The sequence below is a fragment of the Proteiniphilum acetatigenes DSM 18083 genome (assembly GCF_000380985.1).
Taxonomy (GTDB): domain Bacteria; phylum Bacteroidota; class Bacteroidia; order Bacteroidales; family Dysgonomonadaceae; genus Proteiniphilum; species Proteiniphilum acetatigenes.
Genome location: NZ_KB905695.1, coordinates 279,667 through 295,935 on the forward strand (window position 1 = coordinate 279,667; position 16,269 = coordinate 295,935).

Here is a 16,269-nt window from a genome sequence, read left to right on the forward strand (position 1 = left end):
GCCTGAGTTCCTTCAGACGGGTTTATGCATATATGCTTTTTCTGTTCGTACATACCAACCTCAACTCGCCTGATTGCAAGTATGAAAATGATGATGATGGAACAAGTTTGCTTTCATTTTTATTATTTTGATGGGACAAAGATAATGAAATTATTTAAAACAACCCATAATAAGGAGTATTTTTTAGCAGTACTCTATTCTTGATAGGATCTCGATTTTACTTCAGGAAGTTTCTTGTAATAACTTTTCATCGATTTATAGAAATAATAGGCTCGAATAACAGAATCAGATATCATTTGATGATCTGCCTTTTTGAGGTGTAGTACCGAATCTCTTTTTGTAAACACCTACCAAATGAGATACTGTTTTGAAGTTATACATTCTGGATATTTCAGTAATACTTAAATCGGAGCTGAGTACCAGAGACTGTATCTCTTCCATTTTGTGGTCCAGCATCCATTGATAGGGTGCTTCGCCGAAATATTTCTTGAAATGGCGTGTAAATGTCCTTAAACAGTCGTAGTGGCACAGTTTTGCTAGTTCGGACACAGTTTTTGCCGATAAATAGTTCTGTAACACACTATCCTCAAACTGTTTTGATTTTGACGTGCGCGGAATCAACTTTACAAGAACAATTTCATTATCGGGTGATGGAGTTACCCTGCTTTTCAGCCCGTCCGAGAAAGTAAATGTACACGATGCCACGTCCGTCAGCAAATATTTGCGTACTTCATCTTTTCTTTTTTTTGTGTTAACACTCATATAATACTTTTAAAAAAGTTTCTGTCTATACTTTCGAATCCGGATGTAATTCAATATTTCTGCATAGAATAATATCTTTCCCCTATTTTGTATAAATGGTCTCGCTAAGAACACTAATGTATTTTAGTGTATCGATAAATAACCACAGAGTTCCTGTTTGTGCGTTATAGAAGAGGTTTTGAAATTAGAGCAGGCAAATATATTCTAAAAAAGAATTTTACTAAAAAAAACAGATACCCATTAGATACCTGTTTTAGCGAAAATATTATCTGATTCTTATGTGGAGACGGTTTTTGTGGTTATTAAGCTTTTTGTATGTGCCTGTTAAATAACTTCATTCAACCATATAGCTATATCTATGTCGGAGGGGATATCTAATTTTTTGCGCAGGCTGTTTTTTCGGTTTTGGATGGTTTTTACAGAACGATACATACTATCGGCAATTTCTTTGGTTGTAAATTGTAGGTAAATAAGTGCGCACAGATGCAGTTCGCTCGGTTGTATTTTAGGGTTGATAGCCAGAAGTGAAGTCGTAAACCGGGGGTAAGCCTCCTGGAATTTAATCATGAAGGTAGGGTCATTTTTTTTAACCAGTTCGATAATTTCATCAAGCGATTTATTCAATCTTATTTTAAGCTTTTCTGTCTCTTGTTCTCTAATCTTGTATATCTCCATCTCATGTGCTTCTTTTCTTATATATTTTACCTTATATTGCCTCACAAACCACCATGTGAAAATTATTAGAAGCAAGAAAAGAGGGATAATCACTCTCAGAATAATGAAATATCTTTTCTGCATCTGTGTTTTCTCTTCGTTTGTCAATAGGGTGAGCACTTTTTGGGTAGATTTGAGTTTTTCTTCGTTCAACTGACCCTCTATAAGTAATTTCTTATTTTCATATTCATGAGCTGCGGTAGTATCACCCTGTGACGAATAGGCATTGGATATTTTTCCGTAGAGTTCCTTATATTCTCCTTTTAAACCGGTCTCTTCCAAATTGTCCAGGGCCTTGAAATAGTAGTATAATGCCGAATCGACCTCGTTCTTCTGAAAGTGCATATCTCCCCTATAGGCCCAGGTCCTTGAATGGTAAGAAAAGGTATATTTTTCTGCTAATTGTATCGCTTTGTCGAAATAAATTCCTGCAGAATCGTATTTTTGCTCTGCTACATAGAATTTCCCTATGGTGGTAAATGAATTGATGAGGCTGGTATAGACAAAATCTTCATCCAATTCATTTAAAATCTTCATATTTTTTTGGACATAGAGGAGGGACGAGTCCGGACGGTCTGTTACGGCGTAGAAATGACTCAGGTTCTCGTAAGTGAGTGCCGTCAGAAACTCCCGTCGTTCGCGTTGTTTTATCTCTTTTATATAAGAAAGCCCTTTCAGAAACTCTTTTTTTGCGCTTTCGTATAATCCCATATAGGTATAGATACGGGCTCTTATACGTATAAAATCAGATAATATCTGGGCATCTCCGTCCGCATATTCTTCACCTAGTAAGATGTATTCCAGAGATTTATTATAACTACCCGTATTGTACAACGCATTACTGATGAGATAATAAACCCTTGCTATTCCCTTACGATAACCTACAGATTTAGCCGGATCAAGTGCTTCTAAAGCATACCGGAGGCTGGCTTCCGGATTTATTGCCCGATTGCTTTGGTAAGACAGTTCGAGAAGGCTGTCCACTTTGCGTACTTCGGTAGCCGGAGGGTCCTTTGGCGAGGAACAACCGGCAATAGCCAATAATGTCGCTGCAAACAGTATGACTCCTTTCATTTTTATTTAATTATCTTAACTGCTTCGGTTTTTACGAATATCGCTAATAGGGATTCAAAATGACAAAATTAAGAAATAAAGGGTATTTATACTTTCTCCTGTGGGGAATAATGCAACAAAAACAGATACCCGTCATGTACCCGAGTTTGTAAAATAAACGGATATAGTATAGTTTACAGGTGAGATTGGAGGCACAATCCTTGATAAGCCGAGATGACATAATATGGTTATAGGCGTTTTTTTATCCTTATATGGGAAAATGTCAACAGGATGACGATTTTCAAATATATTAGTCAGTAGACAAACGGATCGCATGGTTATGTTTCATCCTAAAAATCCTCAAAAATGAGAGAAAAGCGGGCTTGATTATCCGTGGATGGCAATTTTTTATGTAGATTTGCATCCGATGAAAGAAAAGCTGTTCATATCCCTTCTGGCATGTGTTCTCTGCGTGACGGCCACCTATTCGCAGGCGCGCATTATTCTGCCCGATTCATCGCAGATCACAACGAATCCTGATTCACTGGATCTTCTTCCCCGGCAGATTCCGGAACGTAACGGGCAGGAGTTGGATTCGACGTCACCCCGACAGGCATCGCACCTCGATCACCTGATACACGATCATGGGGCAGAGGCCGATTCACTTCGTCGGCTGGCACAAATGACTATCTGGAAGATCGATGCGCGTACCGGTAACCGTCTGCCTGCCGTTTCGGATACATTACTCCATAATTACCAACAGAGCATCCTTCCCGACGGACAATCGGTAGCCATGGGCTTCTTGGCACCACTGGGATCTCCGGCTTTTTCGAAGATCTTTGCCGACAGGCCAGAAACCGAACAGTTTATATTCAACAATGCTTACTATCTCTATCTGAAAGATCCGGAAGAGGTATTGTTCGTCAATACACGGGTACCCTATTCCAGATTGAGTTATAATCGTGCTGTTCCTAAACAAACCAGAGAGGAACGCTTTGAGGCACGCTTGGTCTCTAATTTCGGGAAAAGCCTGAATGTGGGATTAGACGTCGATTTGATCAATGCCCGCGGTTATTACAACTCTCAGGCAGTGAAGCATAATAATTTCTCACTCTTTGGAAATTACCTTTCCGACAGGATTGAAGCACATGCTTTTATGAATCTTGGATCTCTGGTCAATGCCGAGAACGGAGGAATAACGGATGAGCGTTTTATTACGCATCCTGATTCCGTTCAACAGAATTTTACGTCGAGGGATATCCCGGTTAAATTCACCAATACATGGAACTCATTACGCAATAACCGTTTCTTCTTGTCAGGCAGGTACAATCTGGGGTATGTGGAGACACCGGCCGATTCGTTACACAAAGGGAAAGGACAGTTTGTTCCTGTGGCGAGTATAGGTTTTTCGTCGCAGTTTACTCAGCAATATCGGCGATTCCTGTCGTATGATACCGCCTTTGTGAATGTGGATGGTGTAGATATGCACCGGATAGACCAGTTTTATCCCAATCGGTTCTATGAGGGGGCTGTGGATGACAGTATCCGTTTCTCATCAATGAAGAACACTGTTTCTGTGGGTCTGCGGGAAGGATTCAAAGAGTGGGTGAAATTCGGGCTGACCGCTTTTCTGGAACATGACCTGCGGAATTATTCCATGAGGGACAGTGTGGGACGCGGAATGATGCGGCACCGTGAAAGTGCCGTTACCATAGGAGGTGTACTGAATAAACAGCAGGGCGATAATCTTCTGTTTAATATCCGTGCCGATCTGGGGATATTGGGAGCGAACCTGGGTGAATTCAGGGCGATGGGTGATGTGGAGACCGGTTTTGATATTGCCGGAAAACGGACTACTCTTTCTGCGCATGCCTACATTAAAAACTTAAAACCTAAATATCTGGAAGAGAATTATTACTCAAAATATTTCCGTTGGAACCATAATTTTGGTGATATTCGCAGGGTCTACGCCGGAGGTAAACTACATATACCGTTTACAAATACTACATTAAGTGCAGGAGTAGAGAACCTGCAGAATTTCATTTATTATAACAGTGAGAGGCAGATTGCCCAGGAGAGCGGCAATGTGCAACTGGTGACCGCGCGTATAGAGCAGAACCTGCGTTTTGGCATATTCAACTGGGATAATCAGGTGGTTTACCAGACTTCGAGTAATCAGGAAGTAATCCCTGTGCCTAAGCTCAGTGTTTATTCCAATATGTATCTGAAGACCAAAATTGTGAACGAGCTCACCTTGCAACTGGGAGTGGATGCACATTATCATACAAAGTATTTTATACCTGGTTATGAGCCGGCTTTGTTGCAATTTTACAATCAGCGTGAGAGAGAGATCGGAAATTATCCTATAGCTACTGCCTATGCCAATATGCACCTGAAACAGACCCGTTTTTATGTAATGTATTATAATGTGGCCTCACAGTTCATGAATCCAAAAGAATATTTTTCATTACCAGGATATCCGGTCAATCCCGCTATCATCAGGCTTGGAGTTTCAGTGAATTTACATAATTAATCTTTTACAGTTTGCAGTCCCGAAAACGTTTACATCTCTATCTTCTCTTGCTGGTAGCCGCTGTAGTGGTGATGATACTGCTCAGGACGGGTATGAAAACCTCCCGGAACATTCTTTCGGCTCCGCGCGATTATAATGAGATAATAGCATCTGGTGAATTGAATGTAGTGACAGACTACAATAGTATCGGATTGTATGTTTCAGGAGATTCGTTACAGGGTTTTCAACGGGAGATGATTCTGGCACTTGAGAAAGAATGGGGGATAAAAGTGAATCTCTTTCTAGAGAACAGTCTTGATGAGAATCTGGAAGGGCTGCAGACAATGCGCTACGACTTGGTCGCCCGTAATATCCCGGTCAATATACAATTGAAAGACACCTTTGCCTTTACCAATCCTATCACGCTGAACAAGCAGGTGCTGGTACAACGGAAGCAGGAGTATAACGACAGTTTGGAACCGATTCGCCAACATCTTGACCTGGCCGGAAAAACCATTCATGTAGCAGGGGAGTCACCTGCTATCCTACGACTCAAGAATCTTTCCCATGAGATAGGAGATACTATTTTTATTGTGGAAGATACTACCTATGAAACGGAACAGTTGGTGATAATGGTAGCGTCGGGCGATATAGACTTTACAGTATGCGATGAGAAAATGGCCATGCGTCTGGCCAAGGTCCTGCCGGAGATAGATATTGAGACTGATATCAGTTTCACGCAATTGGAATCATGGGCACTACGAAAAGATTCTCCCGTACTGCTGGACAGCCTTAACCGTTGGCTCGACCGGTTTAAAGCAACAGCAACATTCAGGCAGATATACCGGAAATATTACTAACCCCAAAAAAGCCGCCCCATTGTATAAGGCGGCTTTTCAATTTTACCCGTAGTTATTCAATCGATTCAATGAAGGCTCATATGCCAGTTGTCAGATTCCTCTTGTGAAGGTTATCATTCAACTTCAACGAGGCCCCCGTCTTCCTTCGCGGTTTGAACTACGCATCTCTTTCTGGCGGTCGGCACGATATTGCTTCCACTGCTCCATCTTTTCCTTTCCGATAATAGCTTCCAGTTCGGCATCGTTTTCGGCCACCTCTTTTTCACGTAATGCCTGCATCTCTTCGCGACGTTTGGTGCGATCCTGCATCTGCTCATCTCTCTTTGCTCTCTGTTCAGCAACCTGCTCAGCCCGTTTGGCATCCTGTTGTTCAAATAAAGCCTGCACTTTCGCTTTCTCGTCAGCAGTCAGTCCCAATTGCTTTTCCATATTGTCGGCACGTTCCTTCGCTGTCCATCTCATACCGCTACGGGTATCCTGCCTGTTGTCCCTTCTATTTCTTGTGTTATCCTGAGCCTCAAGGGTAAAACTCAAGGTGAATATGGCAACCAGCGCCATGAATACAATCTTCTTCATAATACATACATTTTAAAAAGTGAATAAAAATATGATCTGCTCTTATGACCTCCGAAGGTAAGCAAAAGTTTAAAGGGAAAATATTCTTTTTTGCTATTTAAATGTCATATATTCAGTGTTATATAGATGAGATTAGGCGATTTGTCTATTGAAAAGCCGGTTTCGTCGACAAAAACAACCTGTTGATCTATTCTCCGATTATTTTCATTTTTTAACCCATTTTTCAGAAATAAGTGTATATTTGAAGAATATATTTGTAAAGTATTGAATACAGAAACAAACTAATGTATTTTCGGAGTAATATAACTTTAATTCAACGGTTGTGGAAAAAAAATATAAAGCAGATAACGGACTTGGGAATCTTTTCTGGGGAATTGTTTCACTCTTCCTGTTAGGTGTAGTTATTTACAGGTTCAGACATGGTGAGAGAATCTGGATGGATTTTATTTACTTTGCTTTTGCCATTGTTTTTATTCTGTCGACCACGATAAAGGAGTATGCTGTTACTGAACTGAATTTTCTGGAGATCCGTTTTGTACTGAAATTGTTTTCAAAAAACAGAAGAATAGCTATTGGTGATATAATAGGATTGCAAAAAATGAAAAAGAACCAACTACGCATTGACAAGGTACGTGGTTTTGAAGTGCTGAGAGTCAATGAGGCGGATATAGATAGCCTGATAGCTGAACTGAAAGAGAGAAACCCGAGGATCAGGATCGCTGGAGAGGAGTAAAGCTTGCCTAAAACATTTCTTCCCGCGGATATTTCTCTTCCACTTTACTGAAAAGCCAGGAGGCGACGGTACCTACTATGAAAAGCAAAAGGCTCATGAGCAACGCTCCCCAAAAACTTAACCCGGCCACGGCAAGTTGTTCAGCAGTGAATGCCGGGAAAACTACTGTAGGGAAAATGGCCAGTGAAGAGCCGACCACCATTCCCAGAATGAAGTGGTACATGCCGGAGTAATATTTCCGAAAAAGCCAGGAAGCCAGTTTGGCAAAGAGCAGTACACAGACAATAAACCCGATAATCAGCGGAATAATGACACCAAAATCAAAATCTTTAATACCGATAGCCATCTTGTCGTAAAGGCCGAAATAGATAAGGAAATTGGAAGGGCTCATCCCCGGGACAATCAGTCCCAGCCCCATCAGTAACCCTGATCCGAGCCATACCATGAGGTTGGGTGTTACTTCGGTAAGTTGTTGCCCGCCGACTAACATCAGCGCAAAAATGGCGATCGTGGTAACAATAAGAATACCAATATCTGACGATTTTCTTCCCTGTTTCCCGGCTGTTTTATAGAGAGAAGGAAAAGTTCCTGCCACAAATCCCACGAAAAGAGAGACAAACAGCGCGGCATATTTGCCGAAAGCCTTTTCTACCACTACGGCAAAGAGAACGATACCGATAGCGGCGCCGATTGCCACAGGAAGGAAGTAAAGTGCATTTTTCAGAAATTTTCGCCGGATATTGGCAAGAAACCGGATCAGCGGATCATAGATGCCGAAGATAACAGCTAATACTCCACCCGATAGTCCGGGAAGGATAAATCCGATCCCTACGAGGGCTCCTTTCAGAAGACGGATAAACCAGTCTGCTACGGGGTTAATCTGCTTTGGTTCTCTTACAATCCCGGTCTCTTGTTCCTTCATTATTCCCTGTTATATGTATGGTTTTTTTCTTTAAGTCATTTTCACGCCACAGTAGAAAGTAAATTATTTGCCTCCTGCTTACTCGTTACATGAAATAATTGCAAAGATATAATATTTATATGTTTTGAGCACCTTAAGATGCCGAATAGATCACGCTCAAACTGAAAAATAGGATTCCAGTTCTTTCAACGTATTTTCGCTTGTCCGGATATCTCTCACAACATTCCCTTTTTCAAGTACCACAATACGGTCGCATACTTCCGTTACATGGTTGAGATCGTGGCTTGAAATCAGCATTGTCATTTTTTTTGTGATTTTTAATTCATTGAGCATCCGCCTCAGCCGGATTTGGGAAGAGGGATCGAGTGCCGTAAACGGTTCGTCCAGGATCAATATCTGCGGGTCACTGATGAGTGCCGCAGCGATACCCGTTTTCTTCTGGTTTCCTTTCGAGAGATCACGGATCAGTTTCCCGGAACCCAGTATCTCCCCGTTAAAGAACTCTTTCATCGTTTCCAGGAACAGGGCTATATCACCTTCCGATTTATTATATACTTTCCCCGTGAAGGTAAAATACTCTTCGGGGGTGAGGAAGTCGATCAGGAAACTCTCATCGAGAAACGATCCCACTTTTGATTTCCATTCGTCGCGGCGGGCTACTTTCTCACTATCGACTTTCACCTCGCCTGAAGAAGCTTCGATCAGGTCGAGGATCAGCCGAAAAAAGGTGGTTTTTCCTGCACCGTTATTTCCTACCAGCCCGAAACTTTCCCCATTGCCAATCCCCATGAATGGAATGTCAAGCACAGTGACGCCTTGATATATCTTCTTCAGGTTTGTCGCTGTGATAATTTCCTTAATCTCATTTACAGATTGTGGTATAGGCGGCGGTGCGTCGGAGAGATCTATCGATCTGTTTTCATAATCTTGCATATATCTTGTACTTTATTGGTTTCTTTATCTTTTGTTGAAATCATTTAAACGGGACGGAAAATGTCGGGGTTTATTCCTTTTTCCTGAATCCGGTGCAAAGGGCGTACTTCCTTCTCAGAAACTGCTGCTCTATTACTTTCAGGAGTGTTTCGCGGAAAAGGATACCTGCGAAACCCATCAGGGCGATAATAATCAATGCTATATGGGCTGCCGAGAACAGGTCGAACAGGATAACCAGTGCGATGGGAATGATAACCAGGGGAATCATTACTATAAAGTTTTTGTAGCTTACCCCCTGCATATTCATTGAAGAACCTCTGGAAAGTTCCAATCGTTTAGTATTGAAAGTAGCTCCAAAAAGATAGACATAGATATTCACTCCTATGTTGTACACCAGTGCCACCAGATGATAAATAATAATCTCTCTTCCAAAGAAGAAATAGGGAGTGGTGGCAATAAATGAAGCGATGCATAATGCCAGCATCAGATAATAATTGGCCCTGATATAGGTATGCGTGTCTATATCCCTTGTCATCAGGAAATCGAAATGGGCGCCGTCCCAGTTGATGATCCATTGTCCGAACATCAGCATTCCTACCCCGGTAACAAAAATAGCGACAAACAGCATCCATCCGGGACTGTTATTGTATACCTCGCTTGGGTAAAATATGAGTCCGTACAACAGAAAGAAGATTGCCGTATAGAGCGTTTTTTTCGTCCGTTTGTGACGAAGCACCAGTCTTATTTCCAGTGAAATGATTTCTCCGATCTTCCCGAACCGTTCCATAAAAGTGAATCTTCTGGATTCGGCTTCTTTCTTTTTTATTTTTCTGTCGAAATTTTCGGGATAATAGTTTTTTGCAAAATAGCGCTTATTAAGAAAAAATGCCAATAAGCTGAGCAATAGTACAAAAATCCATACAAAAGAATTACCAAAGAGAAAACCAAAAAGATGCTGTGATAATTGAAACAGGGAGAAAATTTTGAAATATTCCAACCCTGCCAGTATAGCACCTATCATCAGAAATACAATTGTTCCCACGAGGATATTGTTGAATTTTCGTTTCAACAGGGGAGCGAGCAGGGTGTTGAACCAGACCAGGAAGATTACAATAAACAGAAACCTGAAAGCGCCGCCTGTCCCGTAAGCCGGATATATTCCGGTAATGGCAAAAGGGATAGCAAAACATAACGTGATATAATTCAGCGGATTGAGCAATGGTTTCAACAGGAGATAGTTGACCAGAGTCTCCCTTTTGATGGGTAATACCTGGTAATTTTCTATGTTCAAAGTACTTAGCGGCTGCATCAGATAACGGGCCATAAGCAGGGCTATCACAGCATATATCATTATGCTGCTGAATGTTGCAGCGGCATCTTGCTGAGGAGCAATTTCTTCCAGCAGCTTGGGAAACATAAATCCCATCATCACAAGGATTACTACAAAGTAAAGCACTGTGAGTCCCATAAAGATGTTGACTATCAGGTTTTTGTAATATCCGGGTGACCGGATGCTTTTTAACCAGTAGTGCTTGAAAAGAGTTGTGTACATTGTCTTAAGGTGCTATATATTTTAGTTTATGCTCCAATAATTCGAGCGTTTGATGGTATTTCTCAGGGCCGTCATTCTCTTTATTTATGATTAATCCTCCTGCAATATAATTTTTGGGAATTAAGATGATATGTTCTTTATATATTGTATAGTATTTGAATGCAGACCATTTGAGGGTTATACCGGACTGAAAATCACGTATATTAACAGACTCTTCCGATATTTCAATAATGTATTCGGAATCTGCTTTTTTGTATTCGTCGGCCATCTCTTGTATTCTTTTATTTTGTTTTCTCCAGGAAAAAAACATTTCTATCGTACTTAATATCACCAGACAAAAGAGGCAAATACCTATAAAAATATAGGGATTTCGCATCTCGTCACGAACTCCGACGAATATTCCGAGTCCTACGAAAATAACAGACATCCCCAGCCAGCGTATTAGCTGTTTTTTCCTTTTGTTCCAGATATAATGCCAGAAAACCCGATTGGAGTGTATAAAAGTTTCCATATTAAAGGGGGAGTCGAGCTTTATTGTTTCCATACTTATTGTTTGATTATATCAGTATGTCGAAATATTTAGAAATTGTTTAGAAACTATTTAAATTTCTTACGAAAGAAGTAAATAGAAAATGTTCGCTTTCAAAAGTTCCTTTTTGCATATTTCTTCCTCTTATTTGGCTCAAATACCTGCTATGATCGCCAAAACAAGAAAGATTTTTCCCGTAAATAATTCTTTTTTGAATGGCGAAACAAATTCAAATAGTCTCTTATTTTTTTCCGAAAAACGCCCCGAAAATACTGCGGGTGATGGTTCTTCCCAGTTCATTACTGATTTGTCGTTGTGTGCTTTTTCCTACCTGGGTGAGGATATCACCCAGAAAACCCTGATCGGCCTTCCGTTGCCGTGCTGCTGCACGCTTTGCTCTCTCTTCTTCGAGTGCAGCCTTCTGTGCTTCTTTCAGCTGACGGATACGCTCTTTTTCCTCTGCGGCGAGACGTCGTTCTTCTTCAAGTAACTCCTGTTTTTTTGACAATATTTCAAAGGCCGATTCCCGGTCGATCAGTTTTTCGTATACTCCGTAAATCAGAGAGCTGCGTATCAGTTGATCTCTTTCACCAACCGTTATTGGCCCTATCTGTCCCTGCGGCGGGAGTATATTGGCACGCTCAACCATTTGCGGAGCCCCTTTTTCGTCAAGAAACGAGACGAGCGCCTCCCCTGTGTTGAGCTGAGTAATAGCATCACCGGTATCGAATGCGGGATTGGCACGGAAGGTATTGGCTGCGACTCTTACTGCTTTCTGGTCGTTTGGCGTGTAGGCGCGCAACGCATGCTGTACACGGTTCCCGAGCTGGCCAAGGATACTTTGAGGAATATCTGCCGGATTTTGGGTACAGAAATAAATACCCACGCCTTTGGAACGGATCAGGCGGACGATCTGCTCTACTTTTTCGAGTAGTGAGGCAGGCATATCATTGAACAGCAGGTGTGCTTCATCGAAGAAAAAGACCAGTTTGGGCTTTTCCAGGTCACCCACCTCGGGAAGTGTTTCATATAAGTCGTCGAGTAACCACAACAGGAAAGTGGTATATACCCGTGGTGATCTCATCAACTTGTCGGCAGCGAGGATATTAATTACCCCTTTTCCTTGTTCGGTTTGGATAAAATCGGTGATCTCCAGATCCGGTTCGCCGAAGAATTTATCGGCTCCTTCGTTTTCGAGCCGGATCAATCCCCGTTGAATAGCGCCGATACTTGCCGGGGAAATGTTGCCGTACCGGGTGGTAAACTGCGTCCGGTTATCGCCCACATATTGCAACATCTTCTGCAAGTCTTTGAGGTCGATCAGCAGCAGGTCATTATCGTCGGCAATCCGGAAGGCCATGGAGAGAATGGCTCCCTGTGTTTCGTTCAGATCCAGCAAACGTTCCAACAGCAGCGGCCCCATGGAGGTGACGGTAGTGCGTACCGGATGCCCTTGTTCGCCGAATACGTCCCAAAATCGTACAGGAAACGGCTTGTATTCGAATCCTTTTTCAGGCAGGTTATATTGATCAACCCGTTTTGCAACACTCTCCTTGTTACCTCCTGTCTTTGCCACTCCGGACAAATCGCCTTTCATATCGGCAGCAAACACGGGCACTCCCATATCACTGAATGTTTCGGACAATGTTTGCAGGGTGACTGTCTTTCCGGTACCGGTCGCGCCGGTAATAAGGCCATGGCGGTTTGCCATCCTGGGTACAAGGCATACTTCCGCACTATCGTTAATGGCTATAAAAGCGCGTTTGCTGTTATCGAACATATTAAACGATTATTAAATTTGTAAGTTGCGCAAAGTTAACGAAATAATTGAAATGGAAAACTGAATTATGATATTGAGTTAAATTTTTTGTGTTGCAAAAAATATCATATACCTTTATATCATTTATAACAGATTAAAAGTAATATACCCATGAACTATAGACATATTTTACTTTTTTCTCTGATATTGGTCTGTTTTTCTTTGGATGCCCAGCAGCAGGGAAAAGCAATATATCATTACATATTTCCCGAGTTTATGAATGGTACCGTGTTGATGAAAAACGGTACGAAGAATCAGGCCCTGCTCAATTATAATGCTGCTACCGAAGAAATGATCTTTGATCAGAACGGGCAAAAATTAGCTTTTGCAGAAATCACATTGAATCAATTGGATACTGTTTTTATACAAGACCGTAAGTTCGTTCTACTCGACAATAAAAAATTCGTAGAAGTCATAAATCAAAATGGATATAAACTGCTTATACAGTATAAATGCCGGATAATTCCTCCCGGTAAGCCGGCTGCCTACGGAGGAACTTCAGAAACATCCTCGGTCACTTCATATTCAAGTTGGAGCGAGTCCGGCAGAGTTTATCAATTGGAACTGCCTGATGATTTCAAAGTGAATACTTCTTTTGTTTATTGGCTCGATAATGGGGCCGGGTGGAATAGTTTCTCGTCGATGGGGCAGATAAAAAGATTTTACAACAAGCAGAAAGCGCTTTATAACAAATATCTCAAGGAGAATAAGGTTGATTTTAAGGATTCGGAATCGATTATCGGTCTGATCCATTACATGGAGACAAATTAATTCACAATAATTTATCCCTTATGCCGTTCCCCCCCCCCCTATACCGTTCCCCGTCTGCTTTAGATATTGATACATACCGAAAACAGCAATGATAGCAGAAATCCCGATAGCGATGTAAGTCTGAGATAGGGATCGAGCGCATGGCCGTTTTTCCGCCGAACACCATCCATTATCCTGAACAAAAAGAGAAAAACGAGCAGGTAAAGATAGCGGTACCAGGGTGCCGGTTCGTATAGATTACTGTATCCGAGAAAAAAGAAAAATGAGGCGAGGGTCAATCCCCCATGATATGCTTTTGCCCTGCTAATCCCCAATTTTACAGCGATGGTGACTTTCCCTGAGGCTCTGTCATTTTCTATATCCCTCATGTTGTTGATATTTAATATCATGGTACTGATAAGTCCAATCCCGATGGCAGGCATGACAGGTTCAAAACTGAACACGTGAGTATGGAGAAAATAGGTGCCTATCACCGGTACGGGGCCAAAGAAGATAAAAGCCAGTAGATCACCCCAACCTTTATAGCCGTAGGCATGCTTTCCCAGCGTATAAAAGAGTGCGGCAAGAATACTTAATCCTCCCAAGCTGATCAGTATGGCTGCAGAAGACCGGGGAATATAGGCAATAATATTTAGGATTAAAGAAAGTCCGGTAATGATGCAGATAGCGGAGAATACGGCAATAGCCCCTTTCATTTCCCGGGGTGAGATCTTTCCACTCTGCAAGGTGCGTGTAGGTCCTTTCCTGCGGCCGGTAGTATCGGTCCCTTTCTGAAAATCACCCAGATCGTTGGCCAGATTGGCCAGTATCTGAATGGAGACAGCCAGCAGGAGAGTGAGCATGAAGGTCGTCATACTGAAACTCCCTTCGTGCAAGGCCAGCCCGCTTCCCAGGACGACAGTGGCCACAGCCAGGAAAAGTGTCCGCAGGCGAAAGGCGGAAATCCAGTCTTTTACTGTTGCCATGTTGATAGTGAATAGTGAAAATCAACGTAGTTAAAAATGAATTTTCAGTTTTTAGTATGCCCGTGCAAAGAGTACCCGTTGTGCCGACGGTTTGCCCGTTACCATGCATTGACCGGGTGTTTTGTCTCCATCGAGTGGGATACAGCGGATGGTCGCCTTGGTTTCCTCCTTTATGCGCTCTTCCGTTTCGGGAGTCCCATCCCAGTGGCAGAGCAGGAATCCGCCTTTCTCTATCTCCACTTTGAATTCCTCGTAGGAATTCACTTCGCGGATTTGCGAAGTGCGGAAATCAGCCGCTTTCTTGTAGATATTTTCCTGCATTTCATCCAGCAGAGACTTGATGTGGTTTTCAATATTGTCACAGGGCAGCGTCTCTTTGGTGAGAGTGTCGCGGCGGGCTACCTCGATGGTGTTGTTCTCTAAGTCGCGCCCACCCATGGCGAGACGTACCGGAACCCCTTTGAGTTCATATTCCGAGAATTTCCATCCCGGTTTCTTGTTGTCGGCATTATCGTATTTCACGCTGATCCCGAGGGCTTTCAGGCGATCTACGATACCGGCTACCTTTTCATTGATCTGTTGTAGCTGTTCACTATTCTTATATATAGGAACGATCACCACCTGATAAGGGGCCAGTTTTGGGGGAAGTACCAGTCCGTTGTCGTCGGAATGCGACATAATCAAGGCCCCCATTAACCGGGTAGAAACACCCCATGAGGTGGCCCATACATAGTCGCGTTTCCCGCTCTGGTCAGTGAATTGCACGTCGAACGCCTTGGCGAAATTCTGTCCCAGGAAGTGGGAAGTACCTGATTGTAACGCTTTACCGTCCTGCATCAATGCCTCGATAGTGTAAGTGTCGATAGCACCGGCGAACCGTTCGGATTCCGATTTCAATCCTTTCACTACCGGCATGGCCATATATTTTTCTGCAAAGTCTGCATAGACATTAATCATCTGTTGTGCCTCAGCGATGGCTTCCTCTTTTGTGGCATGGGCTGTATGCCCTTCCTGCCATAGGAATTCAGCTGTACGGAGGAAAAGGCGTGTACGCATCTCCCACCGCACCACGTTGGCCCACTGGTTGATAAGAATAGGTAGGTCGCGATAGGATTGTATCCAGTTCTTGTAGGTACTCCAGATAATGGTTTCCGAAGTGGGACGTACAATCAGTTCTTCTTCGAGTTTGGCTTCCGGGTCGACCACTACGCCACTGCCGTCGGGTGCATTTTTAAGGCGGTAGTGCGTTACTACAGCGCACTCTTTGGCAAACCCTTCCACATGATCGGCTTCACGGCTAAGAAAAGATTTGGGGATGAACAACGGGAAATAGGCATTCATGTGTCCTGTTTCCTTGAACATATCGTCTAATTGACGCTGCATCTTCTCCCATATCGCATAACCATACGGTTTGATCACCATACAACCGCGCACGGCGGAGTTTTCTGCCAGTTCGGCTTTAATCACTAAATCGAGATACCACTGGGAGTAATCTTTACTGCGGGGCGTAAGCTCCTTCAATTCTTTAGCCATCTTGTTATAATTCAATTTCATTAGACTATTTCTTC

At 42.6% G+C, this 16,269-nt stretch carries 14 protein-coding genes; 4 read left to right on the forward strand and 10 right to left on the reverse strand.

The genetic code is table 11. The annotated features are described in order from the left end of the window. Positions 1-285: 285 nt before the first annotated feature. Both F597_RS21550 and F597_RS0107670 read right to left on the reverse strand, forming a co-directional pair. Positions 286-762 (reverse strand): helix-turn-helix domain-containing protein, encoded by a 477-nt coding sequence (locus tag F597_RS21550; RefSeq protein WP_019539144.1) that lies wholly within the window; start codon positions 760-762, stop codon positions 286-288. A 324-nt stretch (positions 763-1,086) separates the two neighbouring features. Beyond that, a complete protein-coding gene (locus F597_RS0107670; protein ID WP_019539145.1) occupies positions 1,087-2,550 on the reverse strand; it encodes a LuxR C-terminal-related transcriptional regulator in 1,464 nt (487 codons plus the stop codon). Between the two features lie 376 nt (positions 2,551-2,926). Between F597_RS0107670 and F597_RS20350 the strand changes: the two genes are divergently transcribed. Continuing rightward, on the forward strand, positions 2,927-5,062 hold the full coding sequence (locus F597_RS20350; RefSeq protein ID WP_019539146.1) for a putative porin: 2,136 nt from the start codon (positions 2,927-2,929) through the stop codon (positions 5,060-5,062). Positions 5,063-5,073: 11 nt separating this feature from the next. Continuing rightward, on the forward strand, positions 5,074-5,901 hold the full coding sequence (locus tag F597_RS0107680; protein WP_026327249.1) for a transporter substrate-binding domain-containing protein: 828 nt from the start codon (positions 5,074-5,076) through the stop codon (positions 5,899-5,901). Positions 5,902-6,024: 123 nt separating this feature from the next. Here F597_RS0107680 and F597_RS0107685 read toward each other — a convergent pair whose 3' ends face one another. Further along, positions 6,025-6,477, reverse strand: a complete 453-nt coding sequence (locus F597_RS0107685; protein WP_019539148.1) for a hypothetical protein — start codon at positions 6,475-6,477, stop codon at positions 6,025-6,027. 322 nt (positions 6,478-6,799) lie between these two features. On the opposite strand from F597_RS0107685, the gene F597_RS0107690 reads away from it, so the two are divergent. Next, positions 6,800-7,210, forward strand: coding sequence for a hypothetical protein (locus tag F597_RS0107690; RefSeq protein WP_019539149.1), 411 nt, complete (start codon positions 6,800-6,802; stop codon positions 7,208-7,210). 7 nt (positions 7,211-7,217) lie between these two features. On the opposite strand, the gene F597_RS0107695 is transcribed toward F597_RS0107690, so the two are convergent. From F597_RS0107695 to F597_RS0107715, 5 genes are all read right to left on the reverse strand, one after another. Further along, complete coding sequence (locus F597_RS0107695; protein WP_019539150.1) at positions 7,218-8,132, reverse strand: DUF368 domain-containing protein; 915 nt, start codon at positions 8,130-8,132, stop codon at positions 7,218-7,220. Between the two features lie 156 nt (positions 8,133-8,288). After that, positions 8,289-8,984, reverse strand: a complete 696-nt coding sequence (locus tag F597_RS0107700) for an ABC transporter ATP-binding protein (protein ID WP_026327250.1) — start codon at positions 8,982-8,984, stop codon at positions 8,289-8,291. A gap of 151 nt (positions 8,985-9,135) precedes the next feature. Beyond that, positions 9,136-10,617, reverse strand: a complete 1,482-nt coding sequence (locus F597_RS0107705; RefSeq protein WP_019539152.1) for a DUF5687 family protein — start codon at positions 10,615-10,617, stop codon at positions 9,136-9,138. 4 nt (positions 10,618-10,621) lie between these two features. Next, positions 10,622-11,161, reverse strand: a complete 540-nt coding sequence (locus tag F597_RS0107710) for a hypothetical protein (protein ID WP_139224050.1) — start codon at positions 11,159-11,161, stop codon at positions 10,622-10,624. Between the two features lie 226 nt (positions 11,162-11,387). After that, positions 11,388-12,926: a helicase HerA-like domain-containing protein gene (locus F597_RS0107715; RefSeq protein WP_019539154.1), complete on the reverse strand. Its 1,539-nt coding sequence runs from the start codon at positions 12,924-12,926 to the stop codon at positions 11,388-11,390. A gap of 150 nt (positions 12,927-13,076) precedes the next feature. Here F597_RS0107715 and F597_RS0107720 point away from each other — a divergent pair, with 150 nt between their 5' ends. Continuing rightward, positions 13,077-13,736, forward strand: coding sequence for a hypothetical protein (locus F597_RS0107720; protein WP_019539155.1), 660 nt, complete (start codon positions 13,077-13,079; stop codon positions 13,734-13,736). A gap of 59 nt (positions 13,737-13,795) precedes the next feature. On the opposite strand, the gene menA is transcribed toward F597_RS0107720, so the two are convergent. Together menA and proS are read right to left on the reverse strand one after the other, a co-directional pair. Then, the gene (gene menA / locus F597_RS0107725; RefSeq protein ID WP_019539156.1) at positions 13,796-14,701 is read right to left on the reverse strand and encodes a 1,4-dihydroxy-2-naphthoate octaprenyltransferase; all 906 of its coding nucleotides are present in this window, start codon (positions 14,699-14,701) and stop codon (positions 13,796-13,798) included. Between the two features lie 51 nt (positions 14,702-14,752). Then, positions 14,753-16,234, reverse strand: coding sequence for a proline--tRNA ligase (proS, locus tag F597_RS0107730; RefSeq protein WP_026327251.1), 1,482 nt, complete (start codon positions 16,232-16,234; stop codon positions 14,753-14,755). Positions 16,235-16,269 lie beyond the last annotated feature (35 nt).

Bases quoted from the DNA above. Each gene is read 5' to 3' on its own strand.
- F597_RS21550 (WP_019539144.1), bottom strand. From the start codon at position 762: ATGAGTGTTAACACAAAAAAAAGAAAAGATGAAGTACGCAAATATTTG.
- F597_RS0107670 (WP_019539145.1), bottom strand. From the start codon at position 2,550: ATGAAAGGAGTCATACTGTTTGCAGCGACATTATTGGCTATTGCCGGT.
- F597_RS20350 (WP_019539146.1), top strand. From the start codon at position 2,927: ATGGCAATTTTTTATGTAGATTTGCATCCGATGAAAGAAAAGCTGTTC.
- F597_RS0107685 (WP_019539148.1), bottom strand. From the start codon at position 6,477: ATGAAGAAGATTGTATTCATGGCGCTGGTTGCCATATTCACCTTGAGT.
- F597_RS0107695 (WP_019539150.1), bottom strand. From the start codon at position 8,132: ATGAAGGAACAAGAGACCGGGATTGTAAGAGAACCAAAGCAGATTAAC.
- F597_RS0107705 (WP_019539152.1), bottom strand. From the start codon at position 10,617: ATGTACACAACTCTTTTCAAGCACTACTGGTTAAAAAGCATCCGGTCA.
- F597_RS0107710 (WP_139224050.1), bottom strand. From the start codon at position 11,161: ATGGAAACAATAAAGCTCGACTCCCCCTTTAATATGGAAACTTTTATA.
- F597_RS0107715 (WP_019539154.1), bottom strand. From the start codon at position 12,926: ATGTTCGATAACAGCAAACGCGCTTTTATAGCCATTAACGATAGTGCG.
- F597_RS0107720 (WP_019539155.1), top strand. From the start codon at position 13,077: ATGAACTATAGACATATTTTACTTTTTTCTCTGATATTGGTCTGTTTT.
- menA (WP_019539156.1), bottom strand. From the start codon at position 14,701: ATGGCAACAGTAAAAGACTGGATTTCCGCCTTTCGCCTGCGGACACTT.
- proS (WP_026327251.1), bottom strand. From the start codon at position 16,234: ATGGCTAAAGAATTGAAGGAGCTTACGCCCCGCAGTAAAGATTACTCC.